Annotated in this window: 8 protein-coding genes, 1 tRNA gene and 2 other RNA genes; 4 read left to right on the top strand and 7 right to left on the bottom strand. The window is 65.3% G+C overall.

The window, feature by feature from the left end; all coding sequences use genetic code 11:
* Nucleotides 1-242: 242 nt before the first annotated feature.
* Nucleotides 243-318, top strand: a non-coding RNA gene (locus tag ASF90_RS22880) — sX9 sRNA.
* A gap of 4 nt (nucleotides 319-322) precedes the next feature.
* Here the strand turns inward: ASF90_RS22880 and bioF are convergent.
* Together bioF and bioB are read right to left on the bottom strand one after the other, a co-directional pair.
* A complete protein-coding gene (gene bioF, locus ASF90_RS17980; RefSeq protein ID WP_055853344.1) occupies nucleotides 323-1,528 on the bottom strand; it encodes an 8-amino-7-oxononanoate synthase in 1,206 nt (401 codons plus the stop codon).
* Between the two features lie 204 nt (nucleotides 1,529-1,732).
* Nucleotides 1,733-2,767, bottom strand: coding sequence for a biotin synthase BioB (gene bioB / locus ASF90_RS17975; protein ID WP_055853342.1), 1,035 nt, complete (start codon nucleotides 2,765-2,767; stop codon nucleotides 1,733-1,735).
* A gap of 49 nt (nucleotides 2,768-2,816) precedes the next feature.
* Between bioB and ASF90_RS17970 the strand changes: the two genes are divergently transcribed.
* Complete coding sequence (locus ASF90_RS17970) at nucleotides 2,817-3,542, top strand: ComF family protein (protein WP_193552553.1); 726 nt, start codon at nucleotides 2,817-2,819, stop codon at nucleotides 3,540-3,542.
* A 764-nt stretch (nucleotides 3,543-4,306) separates the two neighbouring features.
* Here ASF90_RS17970 and ubiA read toward each other — a convergent pair.
* Nucleotides 4,307-5,206 carry a 4-hydroxybenzoate octaprenyltransferase gene (gene ubiA / locus ASF90_RS17965; RefSeq protein WP_055853339.1) on the bottom strand — a complete coding sequence of 300 codons (900 nt, stop codon included), beginning with the start codon at nucleotides 5,204-5,206 and terminating at the stop codon, nucleotides 4,307-4,309.
* Nucleotides 5,207-5,499: 293 nt separating this feature from the next.
* Between ubiA and ASF90_RS17960 the strand changes: the two genes are divergently transcribed.
* Nucleotides 5,500-5,576, top strand: a tRNA-Arg gene (locus ASF90_RS17960).
* Nucleotides 5,577-6,001: 425 nt separating this feature from the next.
* On the opposite strand, the gene ASF90_RS17955 is transcribed toward ASF90_RS17960, so the two are convergent.
* A complete protein-coding gene (locus ASF90_RS17955; RefSeq protein ID WP_055853941.1) occupies nucleotides 6,002-6,343 on the bottom strand; it encodes an HPF/RaiA family ribosome-associated protein in 342 nt (113 codons plus the stop codon).
* Nucleotides 6,344-6,694: 351 nt separating this feature from the next.
* Here ASF90_RS17955 and ASF90_RS17950 point away from each other — a divergent pair, with 351 nt between their 5' ends.
* On the top strand, nucleotides 6,695-9,118 hold the full coding sequence (locus tag ASF90_RS17950; protein WP_055853938.1) for a DUF3772 domain-containing protein: 2,424 nt from the start codon (nucleotides 6,695-6,697) through the stop codon (nucleotides 9,116-9,118).
* Between the two features lie 154 nt (nucleotides 9,119-9,272).
* Here ASF90_RS17950 and ASF90_RS17945 read toward each other — a convergent pair whose 3' ends face one another.
* The 3 genes from ASF90_RS17945 to ASF90_RS17940 all read right to left on the bottom strand — a co-directional run bounded on the left by ASF90_RS17945 (nucleotide 9,273) and on the right by ASF90_RS17940 (nucleotide 13,828).
* A complete protein-coding gene (locus tag ASF90_RS17945) occupies nucleotides 9,273-11,381 on the bottom strand; it encodes a phosphoglycerol transferase I (protein WP_055853338.1) in 2,109 nt (702 codons plus the stop codon).
* A gap of 152 nt (nucleotides 11,382-11,533) precedes the next feature.
* A non-coding RNA gene (locus ASF90_RS22875) (sX9 sRNA) lies at nucleotides 11,534-11,609 on the bottom strand.
* 494 nt (nucleotides 11,610-12,103) lie between these two features.
* Complete coding sequence (locus ASF90_RS17940; RefSeq protein ID WP_055853336.1) at nucleotides 12,104-13,828, bottom strand: AarF/UbiB family protein; 1,725 nt, start codon at nucleotides 13,826-13,828, stop codon at nucleotides 12,104-12,106.
* Between the last annotated feature and the right edge of the window lie 187 nt (nucleotides 13,829-14,015).

Raw genomic sequence — 14,015 nt, 5'->3', positions numbered from 1 at the left:
TATGACGGGGGGTGCGGTGAGGTGCCGTGCGCCCAATGCCGCCAACGCAGGGTTGCATGCAGTCGGCACGTGCGCTTGGACAGTGCGCACGCATCGAACCATTCGCGTGCTACATCGAGCGTCCGGGCGCCGGCCGCGCCGGTCCGGCGTTGTGCACGAGCGCGCTGCCGGCAACGGTTTAGGGCAGCGAACAAAACGACTGTGCTCACCGCCAGGCGGGCGTGGGCGGCGCTCGATGCGGCATGGTCCACTCGTACACTCCGGTTCCTCCGCGCCGTTCGCACCCAGCTGACGACTGCTCGCGACGTTGTGTTAGCCGCTCTTAAGCGGACGCGCGCAGCGGCTGCCGGCTGACCACATCGCGCGCCTGCACGATCGCCTCGATCAATGCCTGCACCTGCTGCGGCGTGTGCAGCGCCGACAAGGTCACGCGCAGGCGCGCCTTGCCTTCGGGCACGGTAGGCGGGCGGATCGCGCCCACCATGAAACCGGCCTGTTCGAGTGCGGCCGACATCGCCATCACCGTGGCTTCCTCGCCGCATAGCAGTGGCTGGATCGGCGTGTCGGAGGCCATCAGTTCGAACCCATGCCGGCGCGCGCCATCGCGGAAGTTGCCGATCAGTTCGACCAAGCGCGCACGCCGCCAATCGTCGCGACGCGCCAGCCGTACCGCAGCCAGGGTGGCGGCCACCTGGGCTGGCGGCAGGGCGGTGGTGTAGATGTACGGGCGTGCGGTTTCGGCCAGATGGCGGATCAGCGCTTCTTCGCCGACCACGACCGCGCCGTAGCCGCCGAGCGCTTTGCCCAACGTCACCAACTGCAGCGGCACTTCGGCAACGCCCAGGCCGGCATCGGCGACGCAGCCGCGCCCCTGCGGGCCCAGCACGCCCACGCCGTGCGCATCGTCGACATAGAACAAGGCCTCCTGCATGCGCGCCACCAGGCTCAAGGCACGCAGCGGCGCCACATCGCCATCCATGCTGAAAACGCCGTCGCTGGCCAGCATCGCCGCGCCCTCGGGGGCGCCCTTGAGCTGGCGCATCGCGCCTTCTACATCCAGATGTGGATACCGCCGCAGCCGGCAGCCGGCCAGACGCGTGGCGTCGAGCAGGCTGGCGTGATTGAGCCGGTCCTGCACGCAGACATCGTCTTCTTCGCTGAGCAAGGCTTGCTGCACGGCCAGATTGGCGATGAAGCCGCTCCCAAACAGCAGCGCCGACGGGTAGCCCAGCCACTCGGCGATTTCGCGCTCGAGCGTTTCGTGAGCGGTGTGGTGGCCGCAGATCAGATGCGAGGCGGTCGCACCGGCGCCATCGCGCGCGGCGGCGTCCTGCAGGGCGGCAACCACTTCGAACTGTTGCGACAGGCCCAGATAGTCGTTGGAACAGAAACCGGTCAGCCAGCGGCCGTCGATCTCCAGCCGCACGCCATCGCGGCGGCCGACCTGGCGGCGCACCCGCACCCGTTCCTGGGCGACGCGCAACTTGCGCAGCGACGAAATCCGTTCGTGCAGATCGGGGCGAGCCATGAGGGAGTTCGACAACAGATAAGGGCCGCTAGCGTAGCGTGCCGCGGCCACATCGCCCAGCCGGCACCGACGGCCGGTGGGGCGGGTTGGCTACCCGGTGAGCTTGGGCTGCCAGTCATGACGGTTTACTGCCGCGCCTGGCCCTGCTGCGGTCAGCAGGGCCGGGCGCAGTGCAGGCTCATCCTTGGATGGCGTGCGCTGTCGTTACGCTGCGTGCTCGCACGCCGCGCCGCTGGTGATGTCCGCATGCACCGTGCCGGGGTGATCGTGGTCGGCGGCGTCGACGGTGATCTGCATCGGGCGCAGGCCCAGGCGCTGGAACAGGGCCTGGTCGCGCTCGGTGTCCGGGTTGCCGGTGGTCAGCAGTTTTTCGCCGTAGAAGATCGAGTTGGCGCCGGCCAGGAAGCACAGCGCCTGCAGCTCGTCGCTCATCGCTTCGCGGCCGGCGGACAGGCGCACCATCGACTTGGGCATGACGATGCGGGCCACCGCGATCATGCGCACGAACTCGAACGGGTCCAGTTGCTGGGTGCCGTGCAGCGGCGTGCCGGGGACCTGCACCAACTGGTTGATCGGCACCGAGTCCGGGTGCGCCGGCAAGGTGGCCAGCGCCAGCAGCAGGCCGATGCGGTGCTCGCGGGTCTCGCCCATGCCGACGATGCCGCCGCAGCAAGTCTTCAGGCCCACATCGCGCACGTGCTCCAGGGTGTTCAGGCGGTCCTGGTACTGGCGGGTGTGGATGATGGAATCGTAGTAATCCGGCGCGGTGTCCAGATTGTGGTTGTAGTAATCCAGCCCGGCGTCCTTGAGCGCACGTGCCTGGCCGGCGTCGAGCATGCCGAGCGTGGCGCAGGTTTCCAGGCCCATGGCTTTGACCTCGCGGATCATCGCGGCCACCTTGGGGATGTCGCGCTCCTTCGGCGAGCGCCACGCCGCGCCCATGCAGAACCGCGAGGCGCCGGCGGCCTTGGCCTGGCGCGCCTTGGCGACCACTTCTTCGGTTTCCATCAGCTTTTGCGCGGTCACGCCGGTGTCGTAGCGCTGCGCCTGCGGGCAGTACGCGCAATCTTCCGGGCAACCGCCGGTCTTGACCGACAGCAGCGTGGAGACCTGCACCTGCGCCGGATCGAAATGTGCGCGGTGCACGCTAGCCGCGTGATGCAGCAACTCGGGGAACGGCAGATCGAACAACGCCTGCAGCTCTTTGCGATCCCAGTCATGGCGTACGACAACAGACATCGGAGTTTCCTGACAGTCAGCGGCTTGGAAGCCAGGCAGTCTGGTGAGCATGGAAGAGGCTGTCAACTTTGAAGAGGTGGGGTCGGTTTACAGGTGGCCGCAACGGGTGTTGCGCCTGCTGTTGCCAAGCCTGTGCCTGGTCTGCGCGGAAGCGGGCATGGCCGATTGCGATCTGTGTCCATCGTGCCGGGCCGCATTGCCGGAGCACGGCCATGCCTGTCTGTGCTGCGCCACCCAGCTGTTCGCCTCCGATGGGGTGGCACTGTGCGGGCAGTGCCTGCAGCAGATCCCGCCGCTGCAGCGCGTGCATGCGTGCTTCACCTATCGTTGGCCGGTGGACGGGTTGCTGCGGCGCTTCAAGTTCCATCAAGACCTGGCGGCAGGGCGCCTGCTCAGCGAATTGATGGCCAGGCGCTGCGCACGGTTGCCGCGGCCGCAGGCCCTGGTGCCGGTGAGCCTGCATCGGCAGCGCCTGCGTCAGCGCGGTTACGACCAAGCGCTTGAGCTGGCCAAACCGCTGGGCCGCGCGCTGCGGTTGCCGTGTTTGCCGTTGCTGCGCCGCGTGCGTGCGACGGCGCCACAATCCGAGCTGGATGCCGTCGAGCGCCAACGCAATCTACGCGACGCCTTCGTCGCACGCGGCGCCTTGCCCGCACATGTGGCGCTGGTGGACGACGTGATGACCACCGGCGCCACGCTGCACGCCGCAGCGCTGGCCTTACGACGCGCGGGCGTGCAGCGGGTCGATGCCTGGGTGTGCGCGCGGGTGCCGTGATGGTGTGGCTGGGAGCGGTCTGTGGTTGAGATGGCCGGGGCTGAAGCGAGGCTGCGGTAGGTGGTGGCAAGCTAGGTCAACGACGACGGGGTCGGGCCGGCGGGCGCTTTGCCGCTCTGTGCGGCGGGTGAGCGCGTTACGCGTTTTTCGCTTCGGGTGCGGTGGTCAGGTGGGTGCTGTTCTTTTAGCGCGACGCTGCACTGGGTTCTCGGGTAGCAGACAGGCGTTCTTTTCACTCGGTGAGCGCGATCACAGGCGTAGACGCGAGTGTCGGTGAGCTGCTGTCGCGCTTAAAACGCTTAAAACGCTTAAAACACGGGCGAAGTGAGCCGGAGCCAAAAGCAGATGCTGATGCGAGTGCGGGCTTGTTGCATCGGCCCGTACCCTCACCCCAACCCCTCTCCCGCAGGAGAGGGGCTTGTCGCCTGCGGAATGGCCCTCAGCACTCTGGGCGTTATCTGGAGAGGTCGGTGCGGGTTCTATCAGCGCGGTTGTGGAAAGAGATCGCCTGCTCGGAAAGCCTGGCGCACAGCCTTTAGGGGAGCTCTGAACAACTCTTTCATAGGCTTCCGATCAATGCCTTGGACAGACTAAATCACGCGCAAGTGCTTGATTTTAAGCGCCGGCGATTGTCGTGATTAGGCTGGATTGCAACTCTCTCTCGCTGGGCCATGAGTTATTCAAGGGTTCCTTAGCATCTCTCATAGCCCACAGCCCACACCCTGAATTACGAATCCCAAACTACGAATCCCCAATCCCCGCTCCTAACGCACCGCCACCGCGATCCCGACAAAGATCGCCAGACCCACCCAGTTGTTATGCAGGAAGGCGCGAAAGCAGGGGCCGCGTTCGCGGTGGCGGGCGATGCGGAATTCGTAGAGCACCAGCGCTGCCGCCGCGCCCAGGCCCGCCCAGTAGGCTGCATCCAGGCCGGCGCGCAGTCCGACGGCTGCCAGGGTCGCAAACATCAACGCATAGAGCGCACCTTGCGCCAGCAGGTCGTACTTGCCGAACAGGATGGCGGTGGACTTGCTGCCCATGCGGATGTCGTCGTCGCGGTCGACCATGGCGTACCAGGTGTCGTACGCGGTCGCCCACAGGATATTGGCCGCATACAACAGCCAGCCCAGCAACGGCACGCTGCCTTGTACCGCCGCAAAGCCCATCGGGATGCCCCAGCCGAACGCCATGCCCAGATAGACCTGCGGCAGGTGGGTGTGGCGCTTCAAATAGGGGTAACTCGCGGCCAGGAACACGCCGGGCACGCTCAGTGCCACGGTCAGCCAGTTGAGGCTGAGCACCAATGCGAACGCCACCAGCATCAGCACCACGAATACCCACAGCGCTTCGCGCCCGGACACCGCGCCGGTGGCGAGCGGGCGCGACTTGGTGCGCTCTACATGCGGGTCCAGCCAGCGGTCGGCGTAGTCGTTGATCACGCAGCCGGCCGAGCGGGTCAGCCAGACCCCTGCGGTGAACACAAACAGCGTCCATAGCGGTGGCATGCCGTCGGCGGCCAGCCACAGTGCCCACCAGGTGGGCCAGAGCAGCAGCAAGCTGCCGATCGGGCGGTCGCCACGCACCAGTTTCCAGTATTGCCCCAGCCGCTCGGACCACGTCAGCGCGGGCGCTGCGGGTACCTGTTCGAAACCATGCTTGCTCATGCTGCAAAGGGTAGCAGCGCGCCCTGGATGCGGCCATCCGGGTGCGGCCATGCACGTGCTGGCTGCAAGAACTCCGGTCGACACGCGGACATGCGTCTGCGGTCGGAACTTGGCGAAGCAACGCGTGCATGGGGCTCGGTGGCTGCGTCGTGTGTCGGCTGCTCCGGCAAGCGCGCGCTTCGCATGGGGGAGTCTGCGGAGCACATTGGACAGCTCCCGCCGGGCGGCCTGCGGACGCCTGCCGCCCAAGGCATCACGCGGGTGGCACGGGTTCTGGCATAATGCGCGGCCAGGCGCTCGTAGCTCAGCCGGATAGAGTAGTGGCTTCCGAAGCCATTGGTCGGGGGTTCGAATCCCTCCGGGCGCACCAGATCGCATCGTTCGGCCCGCTGCAGTGGCATTCCATTGCAGCGGGCCGAAGTCGTTTCTGGGGTCAGGTTTTACGGTTTCTAAGCGTCTTTGCGTCGCAAGTGACGCTGCATGTCGCCAGCGCTGGTGTCGAAGTTTGTGATGTTCTGTCCCGGCAGCGCGGATGCACCGCTGCGAAGCCGGACGTTTACGTCGCAGCGTCAGTGTGGGCCGATGTCATCGTGTATGAGCGCTGATGGCCTTCGCTTAGTGCGCCGGTGAGCGCCATGCGAGGCGTCCATTGCGGACTGCGCTCAAGCCTGCGGCGAATCGCTTCCACGCCAAGTGTTGAAGAACGTGGTGCGCCGAACAGGCCTCGACGCTGGACTCACTCAGACGTTGGGGTCACTCAAAGGCAGGGCGCGTACGCCCCGCCTTTGATGCGAATCAGAGGCTGTCCGGTGCCGGTGCGGTGGCCCTGGCGTGCTGCTTGCCGCGCGCATGTTCGATGGCGGTGCGCAACTTGCGGGCCGCGCCGGTGACGGCGGAGGCGGTGGTTTCGGCGCTATTGGTGGCAGCGATCGGCGGCAAGCCGGCGACGTGCGCTTCGATACTGCAGGTTCGATCCGCTGCGCCGCCGCGTTGGCCGTTCTCGTCGCGCAAATGCACTTCGACGCGGGTGATGTCGTTGGCGAAATGCGCCAGCTGGGCGGTGCAGGTCTTCTCGACATGCTGCACGACGGACGGGTCATGCGGCACGTGCTTGTCGGTCTGGATCTGAATCTGCATGGAGTTCTCCTTCGCGGTCATGCGCTGCGTCTGCCGCAGCGGTGACCTGATTCTGCGACAGCGCACTGTTGCCGCGAGGTGACAAGCCGCACAACGTTCATGCGCAGGTTTGGATGCGGGGATGCCACGTCACATGCGGCTGCTGGCGTGATAGCTGCCTTCGCTGACGAGCCGCCCATTGCGTCTTGCCATTGCACACTGGCGAGCTCTGCCAGCCTGAACCCGGGTGGCAGTGGCGATCGGCTGCGCTGTAGGCAGTGGCTTAAGATGCCGGCACCGCGGTGGTCCGCGCCTGTCCGATGCCTGCCTGTGTCCGAATTCCGAGTTGTTCGAAGTGCTCCGTGGGGTGTGGTGCGGCGTCTGCTGTTGCTGGCCGTGCTGTGGACGGTCTGCGTGGGCGCGGCGGCGGCGCAGGACGAGGACAAGCAGCTGGAGAGTACGAAGACCCAGCTGGACAGCATGCAGCAGGTGGTGACCAAGGCCGACGCGAGCATGGACAAGGCCGATACCGAGCAACTCGTCAAGCTGACCGATGACGTCACTGGCACCCAGCGGAAGGCGCAGGAGCTGGTACGCACGTTGGAGCAGCCGCTCAAAGATCTCAACGCACGGTTGGAGGGGCTCGGCATCGCGCAGCCAAACGAGCCGGCCGATCTGGTCAAACAGCGCAAAGCGTTGATCAAAGAGCGCGATCAGTTAAATGCCGAGTTCATCCAGGCCACGCTGCTGGTCTCCAACGCCAAGGACCTGGCCGATCGGCTCGAACGCGAGCGGGTGCAGCGCTTCAGCGTCAAGCTCTCCACGCGGGTCGCCTCGCCGCTGTCGCCTGCGTTGTGGGGCCAGATCGCACAGCAATGGCCCGACGATCGTGGCCGCCTGCAGGCGCTGTCCGGCAAGGCGGTGCAGGTGGTGCAGGCGGGAACCGCAGCCAACGGCGTGGGTGGGTTGATCACCGGGGCCTTGGTCGCGTTGTTTCTGGCACTCCCGCTGCGTATTTTCCTGCGCCACCTTGGGCGCCGTTACGCGGCCTCGCGTGCGCCCGGCGGACGTCTGCGGCGCTCCGGGCTGGCGCTATGGTTCCTGTTGGTCGGCACCCTGAGCCTGGGGGTGGCGGCGTTCGTGCTGGCTGAAAGCATTCGCGGGTTGAGCGAGCTGCCAGAGGATTTCGATCAATGGCTGACCGGGTTTGTCGCCATCAGTGTGGTGGCAGCCTTCGTCGGTTCGCTCAGTGCCAGCCTGCTGATGAAACACCAGCCCAGCTGGCGCCTGTTTCCGCTGGACGATGCCACCGTCGATCGCCTGCGCCTGCATTGTCTTGCCACTGCGGCAGTGATCTGGTTCAGCGGTATGGCGATGAAGACCAACGAGGTGGCCGGCAGCAGCGGCGCGCTGCTCACCGCCACCGACGCGCTGGCCGCCCTGCTGTACGCCGGCTTGATCCTGTCGGCACTGGCTGGCTTGAGCCTGTCGTTGCGCGCGCATGCGGCCAATGCAGGCGTGGCCGATCCCGACAGCGATGCGCCGCCGCCGGTGGTGTCGCGCGGTGGCGGTTTCATCGTGCTGATCCGTCTGTTGGGCCACCTGGCGGTGATCTTCGCGTTGATCGCGGCCTTGTTCGGCTATCTCAATCTGGCCTTGTTCGTAGAGCGGCAGATCATCTGGATCACCCTGGTGTGCAGCCTGCTCGGCTTGCTGGTGATCTTTGCCGACGATCTGATGACCTGGTTGTTCAAGCCGGATGGGCGCTTCAGCCGCGCGCTGTCGCACGCGCTCAGCATCGGGAGCGGACGCCTGGTACAGCTGGGCTTGCTGATCTCGGCGGCGGCGCGGGTGTTGCTGGTGCTGTTGGGCATTGCGGTGCTGTTGACGCCCTATGGCGCCAACATCAACGTGGTCACCGACTGGGCGGAGAACATCGCGCACGGCATCCCCATCGGCAAGGAACTGGTGATCACTCCCGGCGATGTGTTCCGGGCGCTGTGCGTGTTCCTGCTTGGCATGGGACTGGTGCAAGTGGTGCAGCAGTGGCTGCTCAATACCTATTTGCCCAAGACCGAGCTCGATGACGGGGCGCGCAACTCGATCAGCACGGTGGCGCGCTATCTGGGCTGGTTGATCGTGGTGGTGTGGGGTCTGACCGCGTTGGGCCTGGATCTGAAGCGGCTGGCGCTGGTGTTGAGCGCATTGTCAGTGGGTATCGGTTTCGGTTTGCAGGCGATCACGCAGAACTTCGTGTCGGGGTTGATCCTGTTGGCCGAGCGGCCGGTGAAAATCGGCGATTGGGTGCGTATCGGCGACCAGGAGGGCGATGTGCGCAAGATCAGTGTGCGTGCGACCGAAATCCAGGTCGGCGATCGCTCCACCCTGATCGTGCCGAATTCGGAATTGATCACCAAAAGCGTGCGCAACATGACCCTGTCCAATCCGATGGGGCGGGTGCAACTGCAGTTCTCGGTACCGCTGGAAACCGAAGTGGCGAAGGTGCGCGACATGCTGCTGGAACTGTTCGCCGAGCATGCCAAGGTGCTGGCCGAGCCGGCGCCGTCGGTATTCATCGACTCGCTGGCCGGCGGCCATGTCAACTTCAATTCGTTCGCCTACGTGCGCAGCCCGCGCGATTCATATGGCGTGCGCAGCGAGCTGTTCTTTGCGTTGTTGCAGCGGATGGAAACGGTAGGGATTGCGCTGCAGTCGCCGCAGGAAATCCGCTTCAGTCGTGCCGGGGTGGCGGTGGCACGCGACGGTGGCGAGGACGCGTCGTCAGCGCCGCAGTGATGCGGCGTGTGCCCCCCGCCTAACGTGCGTGACGTAGACGTGTGCCGGCATGTGTTGGACATCGCCGGTAACGCTGCATCGCGCGCTAGCGCGCTCCTGCGAGGCGAATGCGTTTGGCAGCAATGCTGCTTTACGAGCGAGCAGCAATGCTGCTTTACGAGCGATCGGCCACCGGGGTGTCCTTGACCAGTGCCAGATCGTCGACGCTGACATCTTCGGTGTAGTCGAGCCAGGCGCGAATTTCCAAGTCCTCCACCGCATGCTCCAGGCCCACCGGCATGCGGATGCGTCCGGCGGCATCGGGCACCACCCATTGCTGGGCCAGCACCACCTTGCGCTCGGACGACACCGCTTCCACCCAAAACGCGCGGGCAGGGCGACGCTTGGCGTAGAGCTCGAGCATGTAGCTGCCTGCAGCAGTCTTGCGCGCGGATTGGGTGAGCATGATCGGCTGACGCACGCGCGGGCGCGGGCCTTGCTGGGTGGCATCCAGGGGCGCATCGACGGCGATGCCGCGGGTCAGGTCCGGGTCGCGGTAGAGCTTCATGTTTTGCTGGCGATCAACGACCAGCGCGCACCAGTCGCCATCGGCCGAGCCGTCCTCGAATGCGGTGCAGCGGTCCACGTAGGCCAGCGTGCCCTTGCTGTGGGTGCGGTCGAATTGGCGCGAGGTGTTTTCCAGATACACCGTTTTCAGATGGGTGTCTTCGTCGTATTCGAGCAGCACCGGCGGACGCACCTGTTGCACGCCCACCACCACATCGCCATTGCCATTGACGCGCAGCATGCGGGTGCTTTGCCCGGTCCACAGCGTGCGCGCAAAGGCGAGATAGCGCGGGTAATCCTTGCCGCTGTCGCGGCTGGCGGCGACGCTGGCGCTGGGCGGTGCATCGCTGGCAAGCAGGGAGCGGCCGAAGCCCAGCGTGCGCATGCCCGGCTCAAGCAATTGCAGTAGCGTGGCACCGGAATCGAGCGTGCTGCCTGCGCGCGTGAGCACCTGTTGCGGCGCGATGCCCTTGCCGAGAAACAACAGCAGGTTTTCGCGTTTCTGATGGGCCAATACATCGCTCAGATCGTTCGGCATGGCCAGATGATCGGACGCGATCACGATGATGGTGTTGTTGCCGTAGCGACTGTTGCGGATGCGTGCCACCAGCTCGCCGATCAGGCGGTCACTGCACTTGATCGCATGCAACAGGCCGATGTCGCCCAGCGCGCTGTCGTAGTGCTGGCCCTTGCACACCAGCGGCAGGTGGCCGGCCGGGTGATGGGTGTCCATGGTCAGCGTGGTCAGCATGAACGGTTGGCCGGCGCGCGACAGCGTCTGGAAGCTGTCCCAGGCATCGTCCAGCAACACGTCGTCGTGCACGCCCCATGCGGAGAAGTGCTTGGGCGCCACGCCTTTATCGCGGAAATGCTGCACGTCATCCACCACGTCGAAGCCATGGCTGGACAGGAAACGGCCCTTGCCGGCAAAGCTGGCATCGGCACCGCCCACGTAGTGATTGCGGTAGCCCTGATCCTTGAGATAGTCGCCCAGGCAGCGCGCTTCGGGCAGGAACATGCCCATGCGATCCATGCTGTTTTCATCGCCCGGTGCGGTGGTCAGCGGCACGCCGCACATCGAGGCCACCATGCCGGCGATGGTCCACCCGCTGCCTTCGGTGGAGCTGAGGTTGCGCACGTCCACCGCTTCGGTGGCCAGCGCGCGCAGGTTGGGCATCAGGCCCGGAAACACCGCCTCATCGAAGTAGGTGCGCTCCAGGCTCTCGCCGTAGATCCAGACGATGTTCTTGCGCTTTTGCAGCGGTTGCAGCGGCACCTGATATTCCGGCACCACCGTGGCGTAATCGACCGGGCGCAACTGGTAGTACAGCCGTTTGCCATCGCGATACAGCGGGCTCACCACGATGCTGACCAACAACATCGCCACGAACGATCCGAACACCACACCGCCGCCGCGCGGGCGGCGGAAACGGCGCACCTTGACCAGGATGAGCGGGCTTAATGACAGCAGCAGCATGCCGATGAACACGGCGATGTAGCCGGAAAAGTCGCTGACGCCCGCGCCGTCCATGTCTGCGCGCAGGTGATACAGCGTGGCCGCATTGACGCCGTCGCCGCTGAGCCGGTCGATCAAGCCCCAGGCGCTGAGCAGCAGCAGCAACAGCGACAGCAGGCCGGCCTTGAGCCAGGCCAGACGCGGCGAGGCGACCAACAGCCACAGCAATAGCAACAACGAGAACAACAACATCCAATGCATGCGCAACGTCCGTGGGGGAATGATGCGAGCGCGTACCGGACGCCTTGCTCGCCATGTCCTGTGCGCCACCTGCAATGTGACACCCGGATGACGGACTATGCCGCGCTGAAGCTGACTGAAATGTTTGTTGCGTTTGGATGTGGGTTTAGAGCGGCAAACAACACGTAGCGAGCAGTCGTCAGGTGTGTGTGGACGGCACGGAGGAGCCGGAGTGTAAGGGTGGTAAATGCGCCACCGAGCGCCGGCTGCGCCCGCCTGGCGGTGAGCACAGTGATTTTGTTAGCCGCTCTTAATGCGTCGTTCGATGCGGGTGTGTCCACGCGTATGGAGTGTTGTTTGGGTGTGCTGTGGGGCGGTGTGTGCGGTGTTGATTCACGGCAGTCGCACTGAGTGCTGGCAAGGTGATTTGGCAATGCGCTGTGCGTGATGTGTCTGCTGTGCGTGGTCACGACTGGCGACTGGCGACTGGCGACGGGCGATCGAGATCGGGCGATTGCGCCAGGTTCGGCCTTCACTGATCGATGCAATCGGTCATATCGTTAGCGGGAGCGTTTGCGTCTGTTTGCGTCAGCGCGTCGTTGAGGGCGATGCGGGGTTTGCGTCACGCCGTCGAGGCTTGATGCGTGGGCTCGATGAGCGGCATTGCCCCGTACCCTCACCCCAACCCCTCTCCCGGTGGGAGAGGGGCTTTGTCGAATGGGAGCGCGCTGACTCGGCGGCCGCTATCTGTGCCCACGCTCTTCGCGGGCACGTACGCGGCGGTCGAATAGCAGTGCGCTGAGCACAATGCCAAGGCCCAGCACGACGCCGAGCAGAAACAGCACCATCGCAATGGCTGGATAGCCCCACAGTTTCAGGCCGGTTTCGATGCGCATCATCTGCGCCGAGGCCATGATCAGCGCAGCGGTGACGATGCCGGCTGCAACGCGGTTGGCAATCTTTTGCAGGCTTTCCATCAGATGCGATTCTTCCAGCCCGGTGACACGCATCTGCAGGCGGTTTTCCGCGGCCAGCGACAGGATCTCGGACATGCGGCGCGGTCCTTCGCGCACCAGATGCTGCAGTTCCATCGCTTCGCTGGCCAGGTTGGCGGCGGACAGTGATTTTTTCAGCCGTGCGCGCATTACATGCTGCAGGTGGCGTTCGACGATTCGACGCGTGTCCAGGTTGGGCGACAACGCGCGGCACACGCCTTCCAGATTCAGCAGGGTCTTGCCAAGCAGGCTCAGCTCCGGTGGCGTGCGCAGGCCGTTCGCGGTGGCGATACGTACCAGATCCAGTACCACGCGGCCTTCGGAGGTGGTGTCGTGCGCGGCGTAGCGGGCGATCATCTGCCCGGTTTCGCGCTGGTAGCGGTCTTCGTCGTAATCCTCCAGGCGCGTGCTGAGCGCAATGGTCTCTTCGGCCACTTCTTCGCCGCGCCCGTCGACGGCGGCAAACAGCAGCTTGAGCAGACGCTCGCGCAGGCGCGGCGGTACATGCGCCACCATGCCCAGGTCGAAGATGGCCAGCCGACCGTCCTGCAGCACACGCAGGTTGCCCGGATGCGGGTCGGCATGGATTTCGCCATGCACGAACATCTGATCCAGATACCCCTTGACCAGCTCCGCAGCCAGGTTGTCCATCGGCTGCTCGGTGCGACGCAGGCCGGAGATCTTGTCCACGCGCACGCCTTCGGCCAGCTGCATGGTCAGCACCTTGCGGCTGCTCAGGTCCCAGATCGGTTGCGGTATCCACAACAACGGAAACGGCTTGAGATGCTTGCCGAAGCGCACCAGGGTTTCGGCTTCGTCTTCGTAATTGAGCTCGGCGCGCAGGGTCTTGCCGAATTCGCCCAGCCAGTCGGCAAAGCGCACGCGGCGGCCGATGCCGGTGAGCCGGTCGGCGGCAGTGGCAAAACTTTTGAGGACATCCAGGTCCGAGCGCACTTGCGCGGCGACTTCGGGCTTTTGCACCTTGATCGCCACCGGTGTGCCATCGCGCAACGCGGCCCGATGCACCTGCGCCAGCGAGGCGCAGCCCAGCGGCACCGGGTCGAAGAACGAGAACGCCTTGTTGACCGACACGCCGAGTTCTTCTTCGATGATCTGGCGGATGCGTTCCACCGGCACCGAGCTGGTGTTTTCCTGCATGCGCTCCAGCGCGGTTGCGAACTCCGGCGGCACGATGTCCGGGCGCGTGGACAACATCTGACCGAGTTTGACGAAGGTGGGGCCTAGCGATTCCAGGTCGGAGACGAACTGGTCGGGCGTGCCTTCGGCCGGCACCTCGTACTCGTTGATGGCGGCCGGATCCAGATTCATGCCGGCAAACACACCCGACCCGCGGTACCGCAGCAACAAGCGCAGGATCTGCGTACGCCGGCTCATGCCGCCCACCACAGCCTGATCGGCCGGGTGCGTTGCCGGAGCCGGTGTGCGGTGCGGGTCATTCGGACTCAAGGCCATCTCCGGGGCGTCATGCGAGCAGCGAGTGTGGCCAGCGCGGGGTCGTCAGCCGGTGAATCCGGGGGCGCCGTGACAGCGTTGCGAGCGCTGCCGATGCCTGTGCTGGCGCGTGTCCGGCCTGGGTTTGGCAGTGCCGGCAACCGCCCGGCAACGGCGCGCAACGACCGCACAATGGCCTGCCATCACC

This window comes from Xanthomonas sp. Leaf148, from assembly GCF_001423585.1.
Lineage (GTDB): Bacteria > Pseudomonadota > Gammaproteobacteria > Xanthomonadales > Xanthomonadaceae > Xanthomonas.
Note: the sequence above shows the minus strand (reverse complement) of the source record. Positions and strands in the feature narration are given on the sequence as shown.